Genomic DNA, 24,645 nt, shown 5'->3' with positions numbered 1-24,645 from the left:
AGATAGAAATGTTTGAAGTGAACAACAACAAAATGAATGACGATAGATTAGACGAAATAGGAGAGAACCATGTAGGTACGTCGGCTAAAACGCCTTTACGTGCAGACGCTTTCGATATTTCTGACACCGAAAAAATAGAAAAAATTCAAGAAAATGTAAAAGAAATTCTTGAAACATTAGGAATGGATTTAACAGACGATAGCTTACAAGGAACTCCTAAAAGAGTCGCCAAAGCGTTCGTGAACGAGTTGTTTATGGGGTTGAACCCTAAAAATAAACCAGGAGCATCCACCTTCGAAAACACCTATAAGTACGGAGAAATGCTGGTTGAAAAAAACATCATTGTATACTCAACTTGTGAGCACCATTTATTACCAATTATTGGTAGAGCTCACGTAGCGTATATTTCAAATGGTAAAGTAATCGGTTTGTCTAAAATGAACCGTATAGTAGAATACTATTCAAAGCGACCACAAGTACAAGAACGCTTAACGATGCAAGTAGTTCAAGCCATGCAAGAAGCGCTGGGTACCCAAGATGTAGCTTGTGTTATTGATGCGAAACATTTGTGTGTAAATTCACGTGGAATTAAAGATATTGAGAGTAGTACAGTAACGGCTGAGTTTGGTGGAGCGTTCAAAGACAAAGAAACCAAACGTGAATTTTTAGATTATATAAAATTCAACACTGATTTTCAGTAAAAACGACAGGATATAAGAAAACCAAAAGCTCATTCGAAAAGAATGAGCTTTTTTGTGTTTAGACATTATTTATAATCACATTTATTTCCTTTAAAGCTGGTTACGATAAACTCGCTTCTTCTGTTCGCTTGGTGTTGTTCTTTAGAGCAATTGGCATTTTCGTTTTTACAATCGCAGTTGTTGAGCAATCGGTATTCACCATATCCTTTGGCGGTAAGCCTTTTGGGGTTGATTCCATTATCAATCAAGTATTTTTTGGTCGATTGTGCTCTGTTTTCGGACAAGACTTCGTTATAGGTATCAGAACCTCTACAATCGGTATGACTTCTAATATCAATTTCCATACTAGGATATTTATTCAGAACCGCTAAGACTTTTTGGAGTTCTAATTGCGCATCGGGTCTTATGTTATATTTATCAAAGTCAAAATGAATGATAGGGATGTCTAATAATTTGGCTAAGTCATCACAAGGATTGAGGATTATTTGATCGCGTTTCAATTCAAGATCTATGATATTTTTCTTGTTTGAAGAGCCTGTTTTGATTCTTTTTTCTTGGGTAGCATATTCTTCTTTCGACGCCCTTACTAAATACTGTTGTTCGCAATTCAAGTCATCAAAGGTATAGCCACCTTTAGAGTCTGACACCACTTGTTTTATCACGTTATTGTCTTCGGTTAGCAAGGTTACTTTTGCTTGAGAAATAGGATTTTTAGTATCTACATCGTACACAGTACCTGCAAGTATTTGTTTGCATTTTTGAATATAAAATTGATAAATGTCGTCGTATCCTTTTCCTCCCTCACGATTAGAAGTTAGATAGCCCACCTTACTTTCTGAGTCTTCAAAATAAGCAAAATCATCCATAGGACTGTTGATCGGTTTGGCTAGATTTTCTACTAAGTAGGGTTGTTTTTTCTCTTTTAGATTCAAATCCTCTAACGACATAAACGTCTAAGCCTCCTAAACCGTTAAAACCATTGGAAGCGTAAAATAAATCTCCTTTTGTATTTATAAAAGGGAAAGATTCTCGGACTTCGGTATTGATTTGTTTTCCGAGATTAACGGGATCTCCTAAAGAACCATCTGGGTTTATTTCTGCTACAAACACATCAGACTGTCCTACAGTTCCGTCCATATCAGATGAAAAATAGAGTTTGGTTCCTTTGGCATTAATGGTTGGATGCGCTACACTATAGCTGTTGCTATTGAATCGAACCGATTGTATATTACCCCACTTTCCGTTTTCATTTAAGGAGGCTCTAAAAAGTTTTAAATGATTGGTTCCTTTTTTATCTTCTTTGTATTTTCCTTTGTAATAATTACTTCGGGTAAAATACATAGTTTTCCCATCAGGAGTAATGGCTACGCTAGATTCATGATATTTTGTGTTAACACCTTCTAGTTCTTTTACCTGTTGGTATCCTTCTGTTGTTTTTTCAGCGGTGTATAGGTTGAAATAGGGTAGTTCGTTCCATTTGTATTTTTTACCATTTCCTTTTGAAGAAGAGAAATACAATTTATTGTCAAAAATAAAGGTTCCAAAGTCTGATAATTCGGTGTTTATTTTTAAGTTTTCCAGTTCAAAGTCTTTGCTAGCATTTTTAATATTTGATAAATAATCTTGATTTGTTAAAAAAGCTTTGGCTCTCAAATCACTACTGTTTAGTTCGGCAAATTTTTCCATCCATCGATCAGATTCTTGATAGTTTTGTATAGACTTCAGGGCTTGCGCATACCTAAAATAATATTCAGTATCTATTTTTTCTTTGTCTAATGTAAAGAGTTCTCCATACCATTTAGCGGCTTGTTCCATGTCGCTATTGAAGTAAAAAGAATCGCCTAATTTTTTTAGTACATCGACCGATTTGTATCCTTTTTCTACGACTTCAAGTAAAATTTCACTTGTTCTTACGTATGCAAAATCTTTATATTCTTTATTTGCCTGCTTTATTTTTGCTCTTTGAGCCACTAACCATGTAGGAAATAGACAAATAATGATAAGAAGAGTGACATGTAGTAGCCGTTTATTTTTTTGAGTATTCATACTTGTTTATTTTAAAAGAATCTAGGAGAAACTTGTCTTCCTTGCTTAATGATTTCATATCTTAATAACACTTCGTGTGTCCCGGTATTGTAGTTATTCAAATTAGTGGTAGTCAAATCGTACCCATACCCTATGTACAGATTTTTATTAATCTGGAATCCAGCCAAGCCAGCAAAAGAGTCGTTCCATCTCCACGCCAATCCAAGGGTAAACTTATCATTGAATAAAGCATTAGCAGAAACATCAGCAATTACAGGAGACCCAGAAGTTGCTTTTACTAAAAAAGCGGGTTTAAACTTCACAGTACTGCTTAAGTTGAATACATATCCTCCAATTAAAAAATAATGCAGTCTTTCGGTAGCCAAAGACTCTTGAAAGTCATCATAATGTTTTGTAGTTAGGAAATTAGGTATAGAAACCCCCAAGTACCAATTATCATTACTTAAATACAAACCTGCTCCTATGACAAAGGAACTAAGATTCACATTTTCTTGAAATAGGGGGTTGGATAGAGTTTGAAACTGTCCTTTGCTCCAATCGGTTGTTATTATATGCCATCCTGCTTTCATACCAAAAGAGAGTTCGGTGTTGTGCTCATTTATAAGTATGGAATAGGAGAAATTAGCATCCACAAAAGATTCATTAGCGGGTCCTAAAGCATCCATAACTGCGTTGAATCCAATAGCGAGCTGCTGATTTCTCAAAGGAGAATGAATACCTAACGATTGGGTTTGTGGAGACCCTTCAATACCCACCCACTGTGTACGGTGCAAAGCTACAATACTTAAATTATTTCTTTGTCCGGCATAAGCAGGGTTAATACTCAATGTATTATACATATAATGAGTGTATTGAGGGTCTTGCTGTGCATAACTAAAATTTATTGTTAATGCGCAAAGCATTAAGAATACGATGTTTAATAGAGATGATTTTTTTATGCTCATTTTAATAATTTTTATCACGTATTATTCAATTATCGATGTATGTATAACCATCCCACTCTTGGTTTAGAGTTATCTCCTAAATCAAGTACATAGTAGTACGTACCCACAGGTAAATCACTTCCAGTATTCAAAACAGCTTTTACATTAGCGAACCCATTCCAATCATTTCTATATCCTTTGGTTTTAAATACGAGGTTCCCCCATCTGTTATATACTTCTAGCGTGTTGTTTGGGTATTGTTCGATACAATTAATCACAAATGTTTCGTCAATACCATCTCCATTAGGAGTAAACTCATTAAAGATCTCAAGACATCCCAATGTTATTTCGGTAGGGTCATCGACAGTGTTTCCATCAAAATCGTCTCCGTCGTCGCTGACGTCTTCGACTATTTCTCCGTTATTGGCATCTGCAGTAACAAGCACAGTATTAGACACTGTAGAAGAATTCAGCGCCTGTTGTGTAATTACAAAGGTAGCGGTGTACTCAGCAATTTCTTTAGGTAGTAAAGTTCCTTCAGGACTACCAAGAGTAGCATATACAAATGTAGGCTCGGTAGTTAAGCTGATTACATCACCAAATCCGTTTGTTAAGGTGTCTTCTAAGCTCAAATTATCAAGTGTCATATTTCCTGTATTCTCCACGCTAATTGTATAGGTAATTAGGTCTCCAACATTTACACCCGATACCTCCATGGTTTTAGTAACCTCTATTGCAGGCTGTTGTTGTAAAGTTGACACCGTTGGGTCATCGGGATCACCATCAGCATCAGGGTCATCATCAGTAGGGTTATTAGGGTCATCAGAATTATCACTAATGGTATTGTTATCAGAATCAGTAGCCGTAACCACAGCGGCATTGGTAACACTTCCAGTATCTACATCAATTTGGGTAATACTGTAGGTTGCCGAGCAACTGGTATTAACTTCTCCTATGTTTAAGGTAGGTATGGTACACACTATTCCGCCTAATAAATCGTCGTTGATACTGATGTTATTCAAAGCCACATTTCCAGTATTAATAACTTCAAAACTATAAGTAATTGTTTCACCAGACTGTGCAATGCCATCACCATTTTCATCATTGAACGTTGCAGTTTTTAATAAACTAATGCTAGGTCGTTTACAATTTTTACTCGGTACGGTCACCACGGTATTCTCTGCACACCCTGGGAAGCTTACGGTAAGTACGACTTCGGTTCCACTAGGAATGCCGGTTACCACGCCTGCACCTACGGTTCCTACCGAGGCAGTTACCGTGGCACCCGCAGTAGCGGTAAAGGTAACATCGTAAGTAGCGCTTCCATCGGTAGCACACGAGGTACCTCCGATACTAATGGCTGTATTTTCACAAGGATCGTCACAGGCTACGGGACTGGTTACTGCGAGTGAGAGTTCACAGTTTCCATTGGTAGCTGTTATGGTCATATTGGTACCGATGGTACCAGTAATGGTTCCGTTGTTATTATCGGTACCGCCTACCACCAGTAGGGTAGCCCCTGTATTTTCGGTATAGCTTACGGTATAGGTTGTTGCACCCACTCCGTCACATACGGCTTGTCCTAGGCTTAGGTCTGGTTGCACACAATCTGTCGGACAGGTATCAGGACCTGTCACACTGATGGTGGTATCACATCCAGCGCCATTGCTTGCGGTAATGGTAATATCATCGCCTAAGGCAATACCTGTAATGGTATTGGTAGTGGCATCAACCGTACCCCCCGAAGCGGTAATGGTAGCTCCATCTGAGAAGTAATTCACAGTATAGGTAGTGGCATCACAGGTGATCTCGCCCACAGTCAGTACAGGTAAATCACATAGCGGACAATCTGCACTCGGTACAGTCACCACGGTATTTTCTGCACACCCTGGGAAGCTTACTGTTAAGACTACGTCTGTTCCACTAGGAATGTCGGTTACCACGCCTGCACCTACGGTTCCTACCGAGGCAGTTACCGTGGCACCCGCAGTAGCGGTAAAGGTAAGATCGTAAGTAGCACTTCCATCGGTAGCACACGAGGTACCTCCGATACTAATGGCTGTATTTTCACAAGGATCGTCACAGGCTACGGGACTGGTTACTGCGAGTGAGAGTTCACAGTTTCCATTGGTAGCTGTTACGGTCATATTGGTACCGATGTTACCAGTAATGGTTCCGTTGTTGTTATCGGTACCGCCTACCACCAGTAGGGTAGCCCCTGTATTTTCGGTATAGCTTACGGTATAGGTTGTTGCACCCACTCCGTCACATACGGCTTGTCCTAGGCTTAGGTCAGGTTGCACACAATCTGTCGGACAGGTATCAGGACCTGTCACACTGATGGTGGTATCACATCCAGCGCCATTGCTTGCGGTAATGGTAATATCATCGCCTAAGGGAATACCTGTAATGGTATTGGTAGTGGCATCAACCGTACCCCCGGAAGCGGTAATGGTAGCTCCATCTGAGAAGTAATTCACAGTATAGGTAGTGGCATCACAGGTGATCTCGCCCACAGTCAGTACAGGTAAATCGCATAGCGGACAATCTGCACTCGGTACAGTCACCACGGTATTTTCTGCACACCCTGGGAAGCTTACTGTTAAGACTACGTCTGTTCCACTAGGAATGTCGGTTACCACGCCTGCACTTACGGTTCCTACCGAGGCAGTTACCGTGGCACCCGCAGTAGCGGTAAAGGTAAGATCGTAAGTAGCACTTCCATCGGTAGCACACGAGGTACCTCCGATACTAATGGCTGTATTTTCACAAGGATCGTCACAGGCTACGGGACTGGTTACTGCGAGTGAGAGTTCACAGTTTCCATTGGTAGCTGTTACGGTCATATTGGTACCGATGTTACCGGTAATGGTTCCGTTGTTGTTATCGGTACCGCCTACCACCAGTAGGGTAGCCCCTGTATTTTCGGTATAGCTTACGGTATAGGTTGTTGCACCCACTCCGTCACATACGGCTTGTCCTAGGCTTAGGTCTGGTTGCACACAATCTGTCGGACAGGTATCAGGACCTGTCACACTGATGGTGGTATCACATCCAGCGCCATTGCTTGCTGTAATGGTAATATCATCGCCTAAGGCAATACCTGTAATGGTATTGGTAGTGGCATCAACCGTACCCCCCGAAGCGGTAATGGTAGCTCCATCTGAGAAGTAATTCACAGTATAGGTAGTGGCATCACAGGTGATCTCGCCCACAGTCAGTACAGGTAAATCACATAGCGGACAATCTGCACTCGGTACAGTCACCACGGTATTCTCTGCACACCCTGGGAAGCTTACTGTTAAGACTACCTCGGTTCCACTAGGAATGTCGGTTACCACGCCTGCACCTACGGTTCCTACCGAGGCAGTTACTGTGGCACCCGCAGTAGCGGTAAAGGTAACATCGTAAGTAGCACTTCCATCGGTAGCACACGAGGTACCTCCGATACTAATGGCTGTATTTTCACAAGGATCGTCACAGGCTACGGGACTGGTTACTGCGAGTGAGAGTTCACAGTTTCCATTGGTAGCTGTTACGGTCATATTGGTACCGATGTTACCAGTAATGGTTCCGTTGTTGTTATCGGTACCGCCTACCACCAGTAGGGTAGCCCCTGTATTTTCGGTATAGCTTACGGTATAGGTTGTTGCACCCACTCCGTCACATACGGCTTGTCCTAGGCTTAGGTCTGGTTGCACACAATCTGTCGGACAGGTATCAGGACCTGTCACACTGATGGTGGTATCACATCCAGCGCCATTGCTTGCGGTAATGGTAATATCATCGCCTAAGGCAATACCTGTAATGGTATTGGTAGTGGCATCAACCGTACCCCCGGAAGCGGTAATGGTAGCTCCGTCTGAAATGTAGTTCACACTATAGGTAGTGGCATCACAGGTGATCTCGCCCACAGTCAGTACAGGTAAATCACATAGCGGACAATCTGCACTCGGTACAGTCACCACGGTATTTTCTGCACACCCTGGGAAGCTTACTGTTAAGACTACCTCGGTTCCACTAGGAATGTCGGTTACCACGCCTGCACCTACGGTTCCTACCGAGGCAGTTACTGTGGCACCCGCAGTAGCGGTAAAGGTAACATCGTAAGTAGCACTTCCATCGGTAGCACACGAGGTACCTCCGATACTAATGGCTGTATTTTCACAAGGATCGTCACAGGCTACGGGACTGGTTACTGCGAGTGAGAGTTCACAGTTTCCATTGGTAGCTGTTACGGTCATATTGGTACCGATGTTACCAGTAATGGTTCCGTTGTTGTTATCGGTACCGCCTACCACCAGTAGGGTAGCCCCTGTATTTTCGGTATAGCTTACGGTATAGGTTGTTGCACCCACTCCGTCACATACGGCTTGTCCTAGGCTTAGGTCTGGTTGCACACAATCTGTCGGACAGGTATCAGGACCTGTCACACTGATGGTGGTATCACATCCAGCGCCATTGCTTGCGGTAATGGTAATATCATCGCCTAAGGCAATACCTGTAATGGTATTGGTAGTGGCATCAACCGTACCCCCCGAAGCGGTAATGGTAGCTCCATCTGAGAAGTAATTCACAGTATAGGTAGTGGCATCACAGGTGATCTCGCCCACAGTCAGTACAGGTAAATCACATAGCGGACAATCTGCACTCGGTACAGTCACCACGGTATTTTCTGCACACCCTGGGAAGCTTACTGTTAAGACTACCTCGGTTCCACTAGGAATGTCGGTTACCACGCCTGCACCTACGGTTCCTACCGAGGCAGTTACCGTGGCACCCGCAGTAGCGGTAAAGGTAACATCGTAAGTAGCACTTCCATCGGTAGCACACGAGGTACCTCCGATACTAATGGCTGTATTTTCACAAGGATCGTCACAGGCTACGGGACTGGTTACTGCGAGTGAGAGTTCACAGTTTCCATTGGTAGCGGTTACGGTCATATTGGTACCGATGGTACCAGTAATGGTTCCGTTGTTGTTATCGGTACCGCCTACCACCAGTAGGGTAGCCCCTGTATTTTCGGTATAGCTTACGGTATAGGTTGTTGCACCCACTCCGTCACATACGGCTTGTCCTAGGCTTAGGTCTGGTTGCACACAATCTGTCGGACAGGTATCAGGACCTGTCACACTGATGGTGGTATCACATCCAGCGACATTGCTTGCGGTAATGGTAATATCATCGCCTAAGGCAATACCTGTAATGGTATTGGTAGTGGCATCAACCGTACCCCCCGAAGCGGTAATGGTAGCTCCATCTGAGAAGTAATTCACAGTATAGGTAGTGGCATCACAGGTGATCTCGCCCACAGTCAGTACAGGTAAATCACATAGCGGACAATCTGCACTCGGTACAGTCACCACGGTATTCTCTGCACACCCTGGGAAGCTTACGGTAAGTACGACTTCGGTTCCACTAGGAATGTCGGTTACCACGCCTGCACCTACGGTTCCTACCGAGGCAGTTACTGTGGCACCCGCAGTAGCGGTAAAGGTAACATCGTAAGTAGCACTTCCATCGGTAGCACACGAGGTACCTCCGATACTAATGGCTGTATTTTCACAAGGATCGTCACAGGCTACGGGACTGGTTACTGCGAGTGAGATTTCACAGTTTCCATTGGTAGCTGTTACGGTCATATTGGTACCGATGTTACCAGTAATGGTTCCGTTGTTGTTATCGGTACCGCCTACCACCAGTAGGGTAGCCCCTGTATTTTCGGTATAGCTTACGGTATAGGTTGTTGCACCCACTCCGTCACATACGGCTTGTCCTAGGCTTAGGTCTGGTTGTACACAATCTGTCGGACAGGTATCAGGACCTGTCACACTGATGGTGGTATCACATCCAGCGCCATTGCTTGCGGTAATGGTAATATCATCGCCTAAGGCAATACCTGTAATGGTATTGGTAGTGGCATCAACCGTACCCCCCGAAGCGGTAATGGTAGCTCCATCTGAGAAGTAATTCACAGTATAGGTAGTGGCATCACAGGTGATCTCGCCCACAGTCAGTACAGGTAAATCACATAGCGGACAATCTGCACTCGGTACAGTCACCACGGTATTTTCTGCACACCCTGGGAAGCTTACTGTTAAGACTACCTCGGTTCCACTAGGAATGTCGGTTACCACGCCTGCACCTACGGTTCCTACCGAGGCAGTTACTGTGGCACCCGCAGTAGCGGTAAAGGTAACATCGTAAGTAGCACTTCCATCGGTAGCACACGAGGTACCTCCGATACTAATGGCTGTATTTTCACAAGGATCGTCACAGGCTACGGGACTGGTTACTGCGAGTGAGAGTTCACAGTTTCCATTGGTAGCGGTTACGGTCATATTGGTACCGATGTTACCAGTAATGGTTCCGTTGTTGTTATCGGTACCGCCTACCACCAGTAGGGTAGCCCCTGTATTTTCGGTATAGCTTACGGTATAGGTTGTTGCACCCACTCCGTCACATACGGCTTGTCCTAGGCTTAGGTCTGGTTGCACACAATCTGTCGGACAGGTATCAGGACCTGTCACACTGATGGTGGTATCACATCCAGCGACATTGCTTGCGGTAATGGTAATATCATCGCCTAAGGCAATACCTGTAATGGTATTGGTAGTGGCATCAACCGTACCCCCCGAAGCGGTAATGGTAGCTCCATCTGAGAAGTAATTCACAGTATAGGTAGTGGCATCACAGGTGATCTCGCCCACAGTCAGTACAGGTAAATCACATAGCGGACAATCTGCACTCGGTACAGTCACCACGGTATTCTCTGCACACCCTGGGAAGCTTACGGTAAGTACGACTTCGGTTCCACTAGGAATGTCGGTTACCACGCCTGCACCTACGGTTCCTACCGAGGCAGTTACCGTGGCACCCGCAGTAGCGGTAAAGGTAACATCGTAAGTAGCACTTCCATCGGTAGCACACGAGGTACCTCCGATACTAATGGCTGTATTTTCACAAGGATCGTCACAGGCTACGGGACTGGTTACTGCGAGTGAGAGTTCACAGTTTCCATTGGTAGCTGTTACGGTCATATTGGTACCGATGTTACCAGTAATGGTTCCGTTGTTGTTATCGGTACCGCCTACCACCAGTAGGGTAGCCCCTGTATTTTCGGTATAGCTTACGGTATAGGTTGTTGCACCCACTCCGTCACATACGGCTTGTCCTAGGCTTAGGTCAGGTTGTACACAATCTGTCGGACAGGTATCAGGTCCTGTCACACTGATGGTGGTATCACATCCAGCGCCATTGCTTGCGGTAATGGTAATATCATCGCCTAAGGCAATACCTGTAATGGTATTGGTAGTGGCATCAACCGTACCCCCCGAAGCGGTAATGGTAGCTCCGTCTGAGAAGTAGGTGATGCTATAGGTAGTGGCATCACAGGTGATCTCGCCCACAGTCAGTACAGGTAAATCACATAGCGGACAATCTGCACTCGGTACAGTCACCACGGTATTCTCTGCACACCCTGGGAAGCTTACGGTAAGTACCACTTCGGTTCCACTAGGAATGTCGGTTACCACGCCTGCACCTACGGTTCCTGCCGAGGCAGTTACCGTGGCACCCGCAGTAGCGGTAAAGGTAACATCGTAAGTAGCGCTTCCATCGGTAGCACACGAGGTACCTCCGATACTAATGGCTGTATTTTCACAAGGATCGTCACAGGCTACGGGACTGGTTACTGCGAGTGAGAGTTCACAGTTTCCATTGGTAGCGGTTACGGTCATATTGGTACCGATGTTACCAGTAATGGTTCCGTTGTTGTTATCGGTACCGCCTACCACCAGTAGGGTAGCCCCTGTATTTTCGGTATAGCTTACGGTATAGGTTGTTGCACCCACTCCGTCACATACGGCTTGTCCTAGGCTTAGGTCTGGTTGCACACAATCTGTCGGACAGGTATCAGGACCTGTCACACTGATGGTGGTATCACATCCAGCGCCATTGCTTGCGGTAATGGTAATATCATCGCCTAAGGCAATACCTGTAATGGTATTGGTAGTGGCATCAACCGTACCCCCCGAAGCGGTAATGGTAGCTCCGTCTGAAATGTAGTTCACAGTATAGGTAGTGGCATCACAGGTGATCTCGCCCACAGTCAGTACAGGTAAATCACATAGCGGACAATCTGCACTCGGTACAGTCACCACGGTATTCTCTGCACACCCTGGGAAGCTTACGGTAAGTACGACTTCGGTTCCACTAGGAATGTCGGTTACCACGCCTGCACCTACGGTTCCTACCGAGGCAGTTACCGTGGCACCCGCAGTAGCGGTAAAGGTAAGATCGTAAGTAGCACTTCCATCGGTAGCACACGAGGTACCTCCGATACTAATGGCTGTATTTTCACAAGGATCGTCACAGGCTACGGGACTGGTTACTGCGAGTGAGAGTTCACAGTTTCCATTGGTAGCTGTTACGGTCATATTGGTACCGATGTTACCAGTAATGGTTCCGTTGTTGTTATCGGTACCGCCTACCACCAGTAGGGTAGCCCCTGTATTTTCGGTATAGCTTACGGTATAGGTTGTTGCACCCACTCCGTCACATACGGCTTGTCCTAGGCTTAGGTCTGGTTGCACACAATCTGTCGGACAGGTATCAGGTCCTGTCACACTGATGGTGGTATCACATCCAACGCCATTGCTTGCGGTAATGGTAATATCATCGCCTAAGGCAATACCTGTAATGGTATTGGTAGTGGCATCAACCGTACCCCCCGAAGCGGTAATGGTAGCTCCATCTGAGAAGTAATTCACAGTATAGGTAGTGGCATCACAGGTGATCTCGCCCACAGTCAGTACAGGTAAATCACATAGCGGACAATCTGCACTGGGTACGGTCACCACGGTATTTTCTGCACACCCTGGGAAGCTTACTGTTAAGACTACCTCGGTTCCACTAGGAATGTCGGTTACCACGCCTGCACCTACGGTTCCTACCGAGGCAGTTACTGTGGCACCCGCAGTAGCGGTAAAGGTAACATCGTAAGTAGCGCTTCCATCGGTAGCACACGAGGTACCTCCGATACTAATGGCTGTATTTTCACAAGGATCGTCACAGGCTACGGGACTGGTTACTGCGAGTGAGAGTTCACAGTTTCCATTGGTAGCTGTTACGGTCATATTGGTACCGATGTTACCAGTAATGGTTCCGTTGTTGTTATCGGTACCGCCTACCACCAGTAGGGTAGCCCCTGTATTTTCGGTATAGCTTACGGTATAGGTTGTTGCACCCACTCCGTCACATACGGCTTGTCCTAGGCTTAGGTCTGGTTGCACACAATCTGTCGGACAGGTATCAGGACCTGTCACACTGATGGTGGTATCACATCCAGCGCCATTGCTTGCGGTAATGGTAATATCATCGCCTAAGGCAATACCTGTAATGGTATTGGTAGTGGCATCAACCGTACCCCCCGAAGCGGTAATGGTAGCTCCATCTGAAATGTAGTTCACAGTATAGGTAGTGGCATCACAGGTCATATCTCCTACGGTGAGTATGGGCTTGTAAATTACCGAAACCGTTGCGCTAACACCTGTTAAGGGTATACTACAACCCGTAATTGGATTGGTACTATCCGTTACGTTAATGGTAGTTTCTGAAGATACACTAGGAACTGTAATTGTTGCTGTTCCTCCTGCACCTAGAGTTACTGTACCTGTAGCGGCACCGTCGTAACTTACAACAGCTCCAGAGTCTCCTGACACTGTAAATACGGCGTCATCTCCTGCACATATAGTCGCATTAATAGGATTTATAGTTGGTGCTGTGGGTAATGGGTTTACTGTTACGGTAATGGTTTGTTCAAGCCCACAACCGGTATTGTCTGCACTAAAAGTATTATTATTAGTACTTACTTCTACGGCGTATGTGCCATTTGTTGTGACATTGGTTAGATCTAATGTGCTTGCCGTACTTAATGTAGTGGCAGGTGCTGTGGTATCGTACCAACGGTACACATAATCTCCAGCAGGAATAGGAATGGTCGTATCGTCTGTGGTGGCTCCGGTAGGTCCAAAATCGGTTACGCGAAGGCCTGTAGGTGTGGCTGTGAGTGTAATATCACTGCCTGTACAAACCGCTGCAGGGCTGGGGGCTATGGCAACATTCGAAATGACATCACTTACCGTTTCTGTACCATTAGCACCATTGTAACCGCCAGTACCGTTGGTTACCTGTCCATTTCCATCTACTACTACGGCTGGGGGTGTGGTGCTTCCGTCATCCAAAATACCATCGTTATTACCATCTAATCCACCAGATTCTACCACATCAAAACAACCGTCGTTATCGGAGTCGAGGTCCAGGAAGTCAACGATGCCGTCCCCGTCCGTATCGGTAGCTGGACAAAGATTTATAAAATATACTGGTGTGCCATTACTTGTACTAGATACCTCAAAATCAAAACTATAAAGAATATTATCTGATTCCCAACTAATGTCACCAGCAAAGTCGACGCCACTCAGGGCTTCTACATAGTAGGTATTAGTAGAAGCCTCATATCCATTTACAAACTGCGTATTCAAACTACCAGTAAATGTAAACTCTCCAGCAGATAGACCAGGATGAAAATTGTCTCTTCTACCTGATCCTCCTATAATAAACCCTCCATGGATAAATTCAAATCGAAGTGGGTGGGTAGAACTTACTGTAAACTTGGGCATATCACCTATAGGTGATATTAATGCTCCACCTGAATTTGTTCTCACACCACTATAATCTACTATAACCGTTCCAGCAGGTAAGCCCAATGCTGAACTGATATCTTGCGTTCCGCTTACGTTGGTTGAATTAGGAGGTATATTCAGAATTGTGCTTGTGATATCTACATAACTACATTGTATCTCAACCAAGTCCAATATCCCATCATTGTCGTCGTCTAAATCGCAAATATCTGATACGCCATCGTCATCGGTGTCGGTATTGCCTGAGGCAATAGGATCGCAAGGATCGACAGCTATAAGGGTATCGCGATAGTCAAAATCAGTAATCGTTGGTGAAGCATCGCTACCATTTGCAGCGGTGTCATTATCAGTATCGAGTAGTGCAAATGCACTACCACCATAGGCATTACCATTTACATCGGTATAGTCATCGGCCGTCTCGGTGTTATCATATAGGCCGTTTGTGCCTTCTGTACCAGCGGGTAGTGTAGCAAAACTTTCGTTTATATCGAGAATACCATCTTCGTCACTATCGGTATCTAAATAATCGGGCTCGTCTCCCAATGTATCGGTATTAACAGGGGTAAGGCCAATGCTGTTTGTAGTGGTAGTAGAGCCAGTGTCTGCATCGTAGTTATCGTCTAGACCGTCGCTGTCTATGTCTGCAAATCCTGCTCCGGGTGCTCCAGAGGGAACAATATAACCCTGAGTCGTTTGTGCCTCTATATTATCGGGAATACCGTCGTTGTCGGAGTCTAAATCCAATCTATTTACAATACCATCCATATCTGAATCAATATCTCTAGAGATTCTTATATCATCCATAGCCACAAACGATTCTTGAGCTATTGTCGCTACATTATAAATCGTAAAATGCGACGTTAGGGATGGGGCTGTATAGACAATTTCTGATAGAGTCCATTCTGATGTCGTAAGAACCTTACTGGTGCCCACAGGAATTGTTTCGTCTCCAAAACTGGTTCCACCGCGTATATAAATATTACAAGGTGCATCCCAATTTCTTAATCCATCCTCCTTTACTCGTCCTCTAAAACTTATCGTTACCGTTTCTCCTGCATTAATTGGTTGATTCAATAGTATGCTCCAAGTCTCTAACCTACTTCCAACGGGACCTGCACCTACACCACCATAACCAGGATAATTTGTGTGGAAAATTATTGTTTTGCTACCTTCAAAAGGAGTCATTGTAGGAGAGGAAGAAAAGAGTGTACCATCACCAACATTGCAGGTTGCAATTATATTCTGAACAGTACTTGAAGAGGGAACGCTTCCAGTGGGTAAAGCTTCTATTTCAGCATTCAAATCACTTATAGAAAGTCCTTCGTTTACATCCAAAATCCCATCGTTATCGTCGTCTATATCACAGATATCGGTTACATTATCACCATCGGTATCAATATTAAATGAGATACTAGCGTCGCACTCGTCGTTACTGGCATCGCGGTAGTCGAAATCTACACTGAGAGGTATTGCATTGCTGCCATCGGTATTGGTATCGTTGTCGCTGTCGAGAATTAGAAATGTACCACCGCCATAGGCATTACCGTTTACATCGCTATAATTATCGGCAGTTTCGGAGTTATCATACAATCCGTTTGTACCTTCTGTACCAGAAGGCAGTGTGACAAAGCTTTCGTTTATATCTAGAATACCGTCTTCGTCACTATCGGTATCTAAATAGTCGGGTTCGTCTCCCAATGTATCGGTATTCACAGGGGTAAAGCCAATACCATTAGGGGCTCCGCCTCCAATCACACCAGCATCGAAATTATCATCCAAGCCGTCGTTGTTGGAATCTATAAATTGTGCTGTACCACCTGCTCCTGATGGTGCTATATAATTACCTGTGGTTTGTGCCTCGATATTGTCTGGAATTCCGTCGTTGTCGGAGTCGAGATCTAAGGAATTTGGGATGCCATCGTTGTCACTATCTTCGAGTAAGTCAAAAAGAATATTGTCTACAAAAATTCCTGTACCGCCACCACCAGTCACCGTGCTTCTTATAACAATAGTTACCGACGTACCTGTTGCAACACCTTGATATTCGAATGTTTGCCAATCACATGTAAACAGAGTTTGTCCAGCCACATCGCCATTATTTACACAACTAGGAATTAGGTTTAACGTGGTTACTACCGTTCCGTCAATTACCACTTCAGCTTGTGATCCTACAAACCGACTAGAATAATCAAGTGAAAACACATACGGGTCTCCTGCATTATCGACTACAAAAGTTTGTTCTATTATGCCGTGCGCACCATTTCCATATAAATCGATTGTTTGAATACCATCTGTAGCATTAACATAATCTTGATAGATGTCAATATTTCCTGAAGTTACATTCCATCCTGAAATTGAATTAAATCCGCTGACCCAATTGGTCTCACCATCGCTACCTGTAGAAGATGGTAATGGACCAGAATATCCTTGTATGTTGGGTGTTTCAAAAGAACCATTGGCGGATACATTCGGAGATTCTACCACATCCAAAATCCCGTCGTTATCGTCATCGAGATCACAGATATCTGCAACGCCATCGCCATCGGTGTCGGGTTTTAAGTCGGATGCCAATACGGTTATGGTGTTAGTTTGTTCTGAGACAAGGCCATCGCTTGCTACAGCGTAATAATCTCCCGCGGTTGTAGGCACATAGTCTTGTGCGGTTGCACCACTAATAAGTACCCCATTTAAATACCAGGAATAGATGGACCAAGGACCATCGCTAACTCTTAAGGTTGCCCCACAGATATCACTCATTTTTTCTATTATGGGAATATTGCTAAACCCTGCATGATAACTACTAAAACCGAGAAATCCACTTGAACCAAGGCTGGAAACCTGTATGGGGCTATTACTGCTAAATGCGTAGTGACTTCCAACTGTAATAGGACTAACATTGTAGTAAATCCAATCAGATGTTCCAGGAATAGAAATGGGAGAAACCAAACTAACTGGAGTTCCAGAATTTTCGGTGTATTCCACAGTAGCACCAGCATAGGCCAAAACACGAAATCGAGAGGTTGAAGCGCTAAGATTTAAAGTTCCTATTGTTGCGGAAAAGGGAATATTATCAATATAATTGGAAGCAAATCCGTTTAACCTAGGCACGAAAACCAACCCTTGCCTATTAATGTTACCTGACGTGATGGCGTGCAGTGCATATATAGGGTTGGTAGTTTCCACGTACATAGCATTATTAACACTGTTATTACCATCTATTTTTACATAATCGCCATCGTTTAAGGTAACCAATGGCGTAGCTGAGCCATTGAGGTAAACCTCAGTATTGTCTGTTGTAGCAATAAGAAAAACATTATCATAATTCACATCCCTAATTACAAAAGCATGGCGTGACCCGAGATAATCAACAGGGACTATTTGGTCTATTCCCATATCAGATGCTGTGTTCGTATTGATTTCATTAACCGATGTAATGTTAAACCCCCCAACTGCCACTGCAATTTTTCCAGTAGATGATATATTTGCACCTATCATACCCTCGCGGTTGGCGGCAGTATTGTTAGCGGTTTGGATATTATAAATAACGCTCTGCCCTGCATTTAATGAAACTGTTATCGTACCCGTATGCGTAACCCCTGTAATCTCTGTTGCAGGATCAATTCCGGTTATAGTAACATCCGCATTTTCTGTAGCAAAAATGGAGAGCATATTATTTGTATTATTATTTAGGACATAATTAGACGCACTGGCCCACCTAAAATTTGTACCTAAAGCATAGTTACCCTTTGCAGAGAGTGATGCCCCATGATGTCCGGTTTGATTGGCAAATCTATATTCGGCATAAAACAAATCCGTAGAGGTCGCTATGAGCCCTACCCCAGTCATGGGGCTCCCAAGTGCTGCACTACTTACAGAAACTGGCAAAGACGTGTTGCCATCTCCAAAATCGATGTAAGTAGGACTGCTATTTGAGATGGTGAAAGGACTACCTGTTATGGGATTTCCAGCGCCATCGGTTACCGCAACGGATATATTAGTTAAAGAAGGCGTAGACAGATAAAGATATTGCTTATAGGTTAGAGGCCCATAAACTGGATTTAGGTAATGCACATTATCCAGTTGTAGGTTATATGGATAAGCGATTTGAAGTAGGTTGGTATTGGAGTCATTGGTTTCAAGTAACCAATCTCCATCTTTACCTGTAATGTTTGTGGAAGCGGCAATAGCAATACCCAGTTCTTTTTCGAGATAGGCAACTGCTGCTTTACCTTTTTCGCCTTTAGCGAATTCACAACCGTAGATGTTAAGGTGTTTACTGCCTTTGATGAGTTGTGTTTTACGAACCCACCGAACAATTTCTTCGGGGTTTCTCCATTGCCCTTCAATAAAAAGTGCTCCTGAACGACCATGCGAAAAAAGGTGAGTGGTTGTAGTATCTGTATGGTCAGGAGCACTGGTTAATATTTTTGCCTCTGGCAAGGCATCGTCTACATAGATGCTTGTACTCGGTTCATTGCTTGTAAACGCTGCTGCATGTAATGATAGGCTCAATAAAAGTACATACAGAAAGGCTATTTTAAATATCCGTATTGAAAACGTGTAATTATTTTCCATTGTTTGAGTCTGTTGATTTATTTAGACTCATTGAGAAGAATAGTATAGGGGGAACTTTTCTTTAGTTAGGATGTTACAAATGCGTTGATTGTTAGCATTGATTAGAAAGTTGTTTATAGTATTGTTATCTCAATAGTCTATTGATTATTTTTTAGGTTGTTTATTATTCATCAAGGACAACTCAGAAATTCAATAAGAATAACTGATTTGATATATTAAATATAAGTTAGAGATAATTATTTTTGCCTTTGAAATAAACCAAAGGCAGCTTCTTTTTATCTAAAGGTCGTTTTACTTGATAAAAGGTAATAGTGGCTAAAAAAGAGTAATTAGTGAATAATTCGTGTGTTAAGTACTTTTAATAATGCTGTTAACTTTAGTGGTTGAGATTTCTCTCTGTTGTTTGGAATGAGGGGTTTTTTCGCTTTGGTGGGAATGATGCTTTGAAATGATTAAAAGTTAAGCAACATAATGTCATGTAGATAGCGAGAAGTATGAGTGATGATGCATTTCAGTTTGGGGAGTTACTTATATGTATGAGATTCCTCTCTGTCGTTCGGAATCCCGACAGAGGTAGAAGGCGTACGATTCAGCAGCGCCATCGAGAACCATGCTATCACTTTTCGATAGCACTGTTGAGTCTAGCCGAAGTACAATTTTCATTTCATTCAACTCATTTTACTCGAAGATACAATAGAACAAAATACGAAATAATAAGCTATGAATTATATACTCTCAGTTCGACTTTATAGTTTGATATATCAAATTCCGAATGAGGTATAAGATAGATTCCCTTTTATATCGAAATCACGTTCTGTAGGATTCACATAATTGAAAACTTATAATTCATAATTGAATTACTGTTGTTCAGTAGTATTTTGTTGAAGTTTTTTAATGCCATCTACAATAAACCAAGAGGCAAATAACAAGCGAACTCCTACGAAAACATATTTGTTTTCTGTAGTAAAGCTAAAAAGGACTCGATAAATTGTTTTCTCTTGAAACAAAGTATTAAAGGTACTCACTAAAATAACGATACCAATAACCAGATATAAAAATGGAAGTACTTTTTTCATTATCGAACAGGAATTTTAATTTCATATAATTTTCTACTACGATTATTTAGCTTGTTTTCTCGCAACCACGAGTTGTGTAGTTTCAAATCTTTGTAAGTAGTTCCGAATTTCTTAGCAAACAACGCAATGTTACTAATAGCAGTATCTACTTTTACCGTATAGGTTTCTGGTAGTGTATACAAATCTTCCTTGTCGAAAACAAAACCATATTTTTCAGGGTTAGAAATAATTTCTTTTAAAGCCAATATTCTAAAAACATAACGTTCGGTTTCGTCAGGTAACAAGGCGTCGTAGTAATTCGTAACTCCTTGAGCATCTAATCTTTTAGAAACTCCATAATTACCAGCATTGTAGGCAGCAGCTGCAAGTGTCCAAGAACCAAAGCGTTCTTTCGATTCTTTTAAATATTCAGCAGCTACTTTGGTAGATTTTTCTATGTGATAACGCTCATCTACATTATCATTAATTTCTAAGCCGTATTCTCTTCCTGTCTGTTTCATAAAATGCCACATACCAGCAGCTCCAGCATGTGAGGTTTCATCAATAAAACCACTTTCTGCCAACGCTAAAAATTTAAAATCATCGGGCAAGCCATATTTTTTTAGCAGAGGTTCTAAAATAGGGAAGTATTTATTGGCACGCTTTATCAGTAACAACCCGTTAGACTGCCAATAGGTATTCACCAACAACTCGCGGTCCATTCGTTCTCTAATATCAGGTTTTTCTATAGGAACGCGTTCTCCTGCCAAGTTTAGGTTTTCGGGTAGCTTTACTGCTTTCACTTCATAAGTTTCTGCTACATTTTTAATGGTTGGCTCGTTAGATTTACTAATGGTATTTGTAAACAAAATAGCTACAAATGCGATGATTAAGATTGATAAAAAACGTATTGACTTGTCCATTACTATATTTTTTTTGTTGAAGTTGTGCATTCGTACTAATTTATCAAAAAACATTCCTTTTTTAGTATTTCAGAAATAGTTTTTGCCTTATTTAAAATCATTACATGTGTGCCATTTTCAACTTCAATGCTGTTATGTATGTGTTTTATAGGAAAAACCTCGTCCTTTTTTCCGTGTATATGTACAATATCAGCAAGTGGTTCTTTTTGCTGCCAATGCAGTACATTATATATAGCCCATTGTAGGTACTCTTTGTCTCTTATAGATAAATATATCTTGTATAACTCTGCTCTTTTTTTTAAATAATCATTAAAAAAATAACGCTCATAACTTTCAATATTGGCAATAATCTTTGTAGGAAAAAGCTTATATACCTTGGTTACTTGGGCTAGTTTTAAGCGTTTAGGAAGTTCTTTGTTACTTTTAATGCTTGAAATGATAATCGTTTTCTTACAATTAATTAACTTACTCATTTCTTGCACTATAATTCCACCAAAAGAAACTCCCACCAGTATCGGTTTTTCATGTTGAATTCTTTCGCACATTCGTCGCGCGTATTCTTCAATAGTTTCGTTTATAGACTTGGGTACGATCCAATCTAAAAAATGCAACTCAAATTGTTCTTCGGGTAGAGTAATATACTCAAATATTTTGACATTTGCAGCCAAACCAGGAACAAAATATACGTGAATTTTAGACATTTTACTCAAAGAATTTTTTGTCATACAAAATACCGTCTACATATTCGTGTATGTCAATAAGTTCCTTTGGAATATCTTTCCATAAACGAACGGTAACTTGCTTGCCGTCATATACAATATAAGTGCTCCCTAAATCTAGCACCTCAGGATTATCGTATACTTTTTTAAAGCTAGAAAACTCTTTTTTAAGAAGTTTATCATTCAACTCTTGAAGCTGTTCTTTAGAGAGTTTAAATTCTTGAGCTCCTTGCACAAGTACGTATTGAATACCGTTGTAAACTACATTTCCCTCTTTATCGATGGCAACTGTGTATACTGGGCAATCACCGAAACACGGAGTTTTGGTTATTCTTAAAAGGTTATTTTTTTCTTCGGAAATAAGATCAGTTAGTTTCTCTTCGGTGTTTTTTTCTATGAATCTAAACTCGTTACTTTCTTGTAATTTGTTCTTCCAAAAATCCCGTTTTCCGTCAGGAACCTTAATAATTCCTATCGTGGTTGCTTCCGTATTATAAGGAGTGTTATTCCATGTTAAGCCACTATTTCTAATTAGTTCCTTTACTTCGTTAATGTTGTCGGTATTTTTAAGAACAACGATTAATTCATTTTCAGTAGTCGCAGGCATTACAACTTTTTCAGGGGTAATTTCTTTTAGAGGAGGTTCTGCCGATTCATTTTCAGAACTTTTTGGCGTATTGCACATTGAAAGTAAGGCTAAAAAAGCGTAAAATAGGTACTTCATGAATAATGATTTATGAGTGAAAGTATTTTTAGACTATAAAAATACGCTATTATTTATCTTCAAAAATAGGTAAAACCGAATATTTTGTCAAGCACCCAAAAAAAGGAAATCCTATTTCACAATTCAACAATAGTTAGAATCATTTTAGAAATAGGATTTCCCTGAGAAAAAGTTAAAAGGTTCATGCGTATTTGTTCAACGCTACATAATTGCTTACAGAATTTTTTGTATACAATTCACTGTCGTGAGCGGTATCTGTTTATTATAATCTTATTTATAATCGCATTTATTTCCTTTAAAGCTGGTTACGATAAACTCGCTTCTTCTGTTCGCTTGGTGTTGTTCTTTAGAGCAATTGTCATTTTCATTTTTACAATCGCAGTTGTTGAGCAGTCGGTATTCACCATATCCTTTGGCGGTAAGCCTTTTAGGATCGATTCCATTATCAATCAGGTATTTTTTGGTCGATTGTGCTCTGTTTTCGGACAAGACTTCGTTATAGGTATCAGAACCTCTACAATCGGTATGACTTCTAATATCAATTTCCATACTAGGATATTTATTCAGAACCGCTAAGACTTTTTGGAGTTCTAATTGCGCATCGGGTCTTATGTTATATTTATCAAAGTCAAAATGAATGATAGGGATGTCTAATAATTTGGCTAAGTCATCACAAGGATTGAGGATTATTTGATCGCGTTTCAATTCAAGATCTATGATATTTTTCTTGTTTGAAGAGCCTGTTTTGATTCTTTTTTCTTGGGTAGCATATTCTTCTTTCGACGCCCTTACTAAATACTGTTGTTCGCAATTCAAGTCATCAAAGGTATAGCCACCTTTAGAGTCTGACACCACTTGTTTTATCACGTTATTGTCTTCGGTTAGCAAGGTTACTTTTGCTTGAGAAATAGGATTTTTAGTATCTACATCGTACACAGTACCTGCAAGTATTTGTTTGCATTTTTGAATATAAAATTGATAAATGTCGTCGTATCCTTTTCCTCCCTCACGATTAGAAGTTAGATAGCCCACCTTACTTTCTGAGTCTTCAAAATAAGCAAAATCATCCATAGGACTGTTGATCGGTTTGGCTAGATTTTCTACTAAGTAGGGTTGTTTTTTTCTCTTTTAGATTCAAATCCTCTAACGACATAAACGTCTAAGCCTCCTAAACCGTTAAAACCATTGGAAGCGTAAAATAAATCTCCTTTTGTATTTATAAAAGGGAAAGATTCTCGGACTTCGGTATTGATTTGTTTTCCGAGATTAACGGGATCTCCTAAAGAACCATCTGGGTTTATTTCTGCTACAAACACATCAGACTGTCCTACAGTTCCGTCCATATCAGATGAAAAATAGAGTTTGGTTCCTTTGGCATTAATGGTTGGATGCGCTACACTATAGCTGTTGCTATTGAATCGAACCGATTGTATATTACCCCACTTTCCGTTTTCATTTAAGGAGGCTCTAAAAAGTTTTAAATGATTGGTTCCTTTTTTATCTTCTTTGTATTTTCCTTTGTAATAATTACTTCGGGTAAAATACATAGTTTTCCCATCAGGAGTAATGGCTACGCTAGATTCATGATATTTTGTGTTAACACCTTCTAGTTCTTTTACCTGTTGGTATCCTTCTGTTGTTTTTTCAGCGGTGTATAGGTTGAAATAGGGTAGTTCGTTCCATTTGTATTTTTTACCATTTCCTTTTGAAGAAGAGAAATACAATTTATTGTCAAAAATAAAGGTTCCAAAGTCTGATAATTCGGTGTTTATTTTTAAGTTTTCCAGTTCAAAGTCTTTGCTAGCATTTTTAATATTTGATAAATAATCTTGATTTGTTAAAAAAGCTTTGGCTCTCAAATCACTACTGTTTAGTTCGGCAAATTTTTCCATCCATCGATCAGATTCTTGATAGTTTTGTATAGACTTCAGGGCTTGCGCATACCTAAAATAATATTCAGTATCTATTTTTTCTTTGTCTAATGTAAAGAGTTCTCCATACCATTTAGCGGCTTGTTCCATGTCGCTATTGAAGTAAAAAGAATCGCCTAATTTTTTTAGTACATCGACCGATTTGTATCCTTTTTCTACGACTTCAAGTAAAATTTCACTTGTTCTTACGTATGCAAAATCTTTATATTCTTTATTTGCCTGCTTTATTTTTGCTCTTTGAGCCACTAACCATGTAGGAAATAGACAAATAATGATAAGAAGAGTGACATGTAGTAGCCGTTTATTTTTTTGAGTATTCATACTTGTTTATTTTAAAAGAATCTAGGA

The 24,645-nt window shown here is 41.5% G+C and carries 11 protein-coding genes; 1 reads left to right on the top strand and 10 read right to left on the bottom strand.

The window, feature by feature from the left end; all coding sequences use genetic code 11:
- The first annotated feature begins 8 nt into the window (after positions 1 to 8).
- The gene (gene folE, locus P8625_RS05425) at positions 9 to 701 is read left to right on the top strand and encodes a GTP cyclohydrolase I FolE (protein ID WP_279652464.1); all 693 of its coding nucleotides are present in this window, start codon (positions 9 to 11) and stop codon (positions 699 to 701) included.
- Between the two features lie 65 nt (positions 702 to 766).
- Here the strand turns inward: folE and P8625_RS05420 are convergent, their stop codons facing one another.
- From P8625_RS05420 to P8625_RS05375, 10 genes are all read right to left on the bottom strand, one after another.
- Positions 767 to 1,567: an OmpA family protein gene (locus P8625_RS05420; protein ID WP_279652463.1), complete on the bottom strand. Its 801-nt coding sequence runs from the start codon at positions 1,565 to 1,567 to the stop codon at positions 767 to 769.
- Positions 1,560 to 2,747, bottom strand: coding sequence for a hypothetical protein (locus P8625_RS05415; protein WP_279652462.1), 1,188 nt, complete (start codon positions 2,745 to 2,747; stop codon positions 1,560 to 1,562). The genes P8625_RS05420 and P8625_RS05415 overlap by 8 nt, the downstream gene beginning before the upstream one ends.
- Before the next feature lie 11 nt (positions 2,748 to 2,758).
- Positions 2,759 to 3,691: a PorP/SprF family type IX secretion system membrane protein gene (locus P8625_RS05410; RefSeq protein ID WP_279652461.1), complete on the bottom strand. Its 933-nt coding sequence runs from the start codon at positions 3,689 to 3,691 to the stop codon at positions 2,759 to 2,761.
- Between the two features lie 29 nt (positions 3,692 to 3,720).
- Positions 3,721 to 18,945, bottom strand: a complete 15,225-nt coding sequence (locus tag P8625_RS05405; protein ID WP_279652460.1) for a DUF7507 domain-containing protein — start codon at positions 18,943 to 18,945, stop codon at positions 3,721 to 3,723.
- An 857-nt stretch (positions 18,946 to 19,802) separates the two neighbouring features.
- A complete protein-coding gene (locus tag P8625_RS05400) occupies positions 19,803 to 20,021 on the bottom strand; it encodes a hypothetical protein (protein ID WP_279652459.1) in 219 nt (72 codons plus the stop codon).
- Entirely contained in the window at positions 20,021 to 20,923 is a 903-nt protein-coding gene (locus P8625_RS05395; protein WP_279652458.1) for a lytic transglycosylase domain-containing protein, read from the bottom strand. The genes P8625_RS05400 and P8625_RS05395 overlap by 1 nt, the downstream gene beginning before the upstream one ends.
- Before the next feature lie 35 nt (positions 20,924 to 20,958).
- A complete protein-coding gene (locus P8625_RS05390) occupies positions 20,959 to 21,624 on the bottom strand; it encodes an alpha/beta hydrolase family protein (RefSeq protein ID WP_279652457.1) in 666 nt (221 codons plus the stop codon).
- 1 nt (position 21,625) lies between these two features.
- Positions 21,626 to 22,366, bottom strand: coding sequence for a DUF6438 domain-containing protein (locus tag P8625_RS05385; RefSeq protein WP_279652456.1), 741 nt, complete (start codon positions 22,364 to 22,366; stop codon positions 21,626 to 21,628).
- Between the two features lie 270 nt (positions 22,367 to 22,636).
- Positions 22,637 to 23,437, bottom strand: coding sequence for an OmpA family protein (locus P8625_RS05380; RefSeq protein ID WP_279652455.1), 801 nt, complete (start codon positions 23,435 to 23,437; stop codon positions 22,637 to 22,639).
- 32 nt (positions 23,438 to 23,469) lie between these two features.
- A complete protein-coding gene (locus P8625_RS05375; RefSeq protein WP_279652454.1) occupies positions 23,470 to 24,618 on the bottom strand; it encodes a hypothetical protein in 1,149 nt (382 codons plus the stop codon).
- Positions 24,619 to 24,645 lie beyond the last annotated feature (27 nt).

This window comes from Tenacibaculum tangerinum, assembly GCF_029853675.1.
GTDB lineage: Bacteria > Bacteroidota > Bacteroidia > Flavobacteriales > Flavobacteriaceae > Polaribacter > Polaribacter tangerinum_A.
This window is presented reverse-complemented; position numbering and strand designations above follow the sequence as displayed.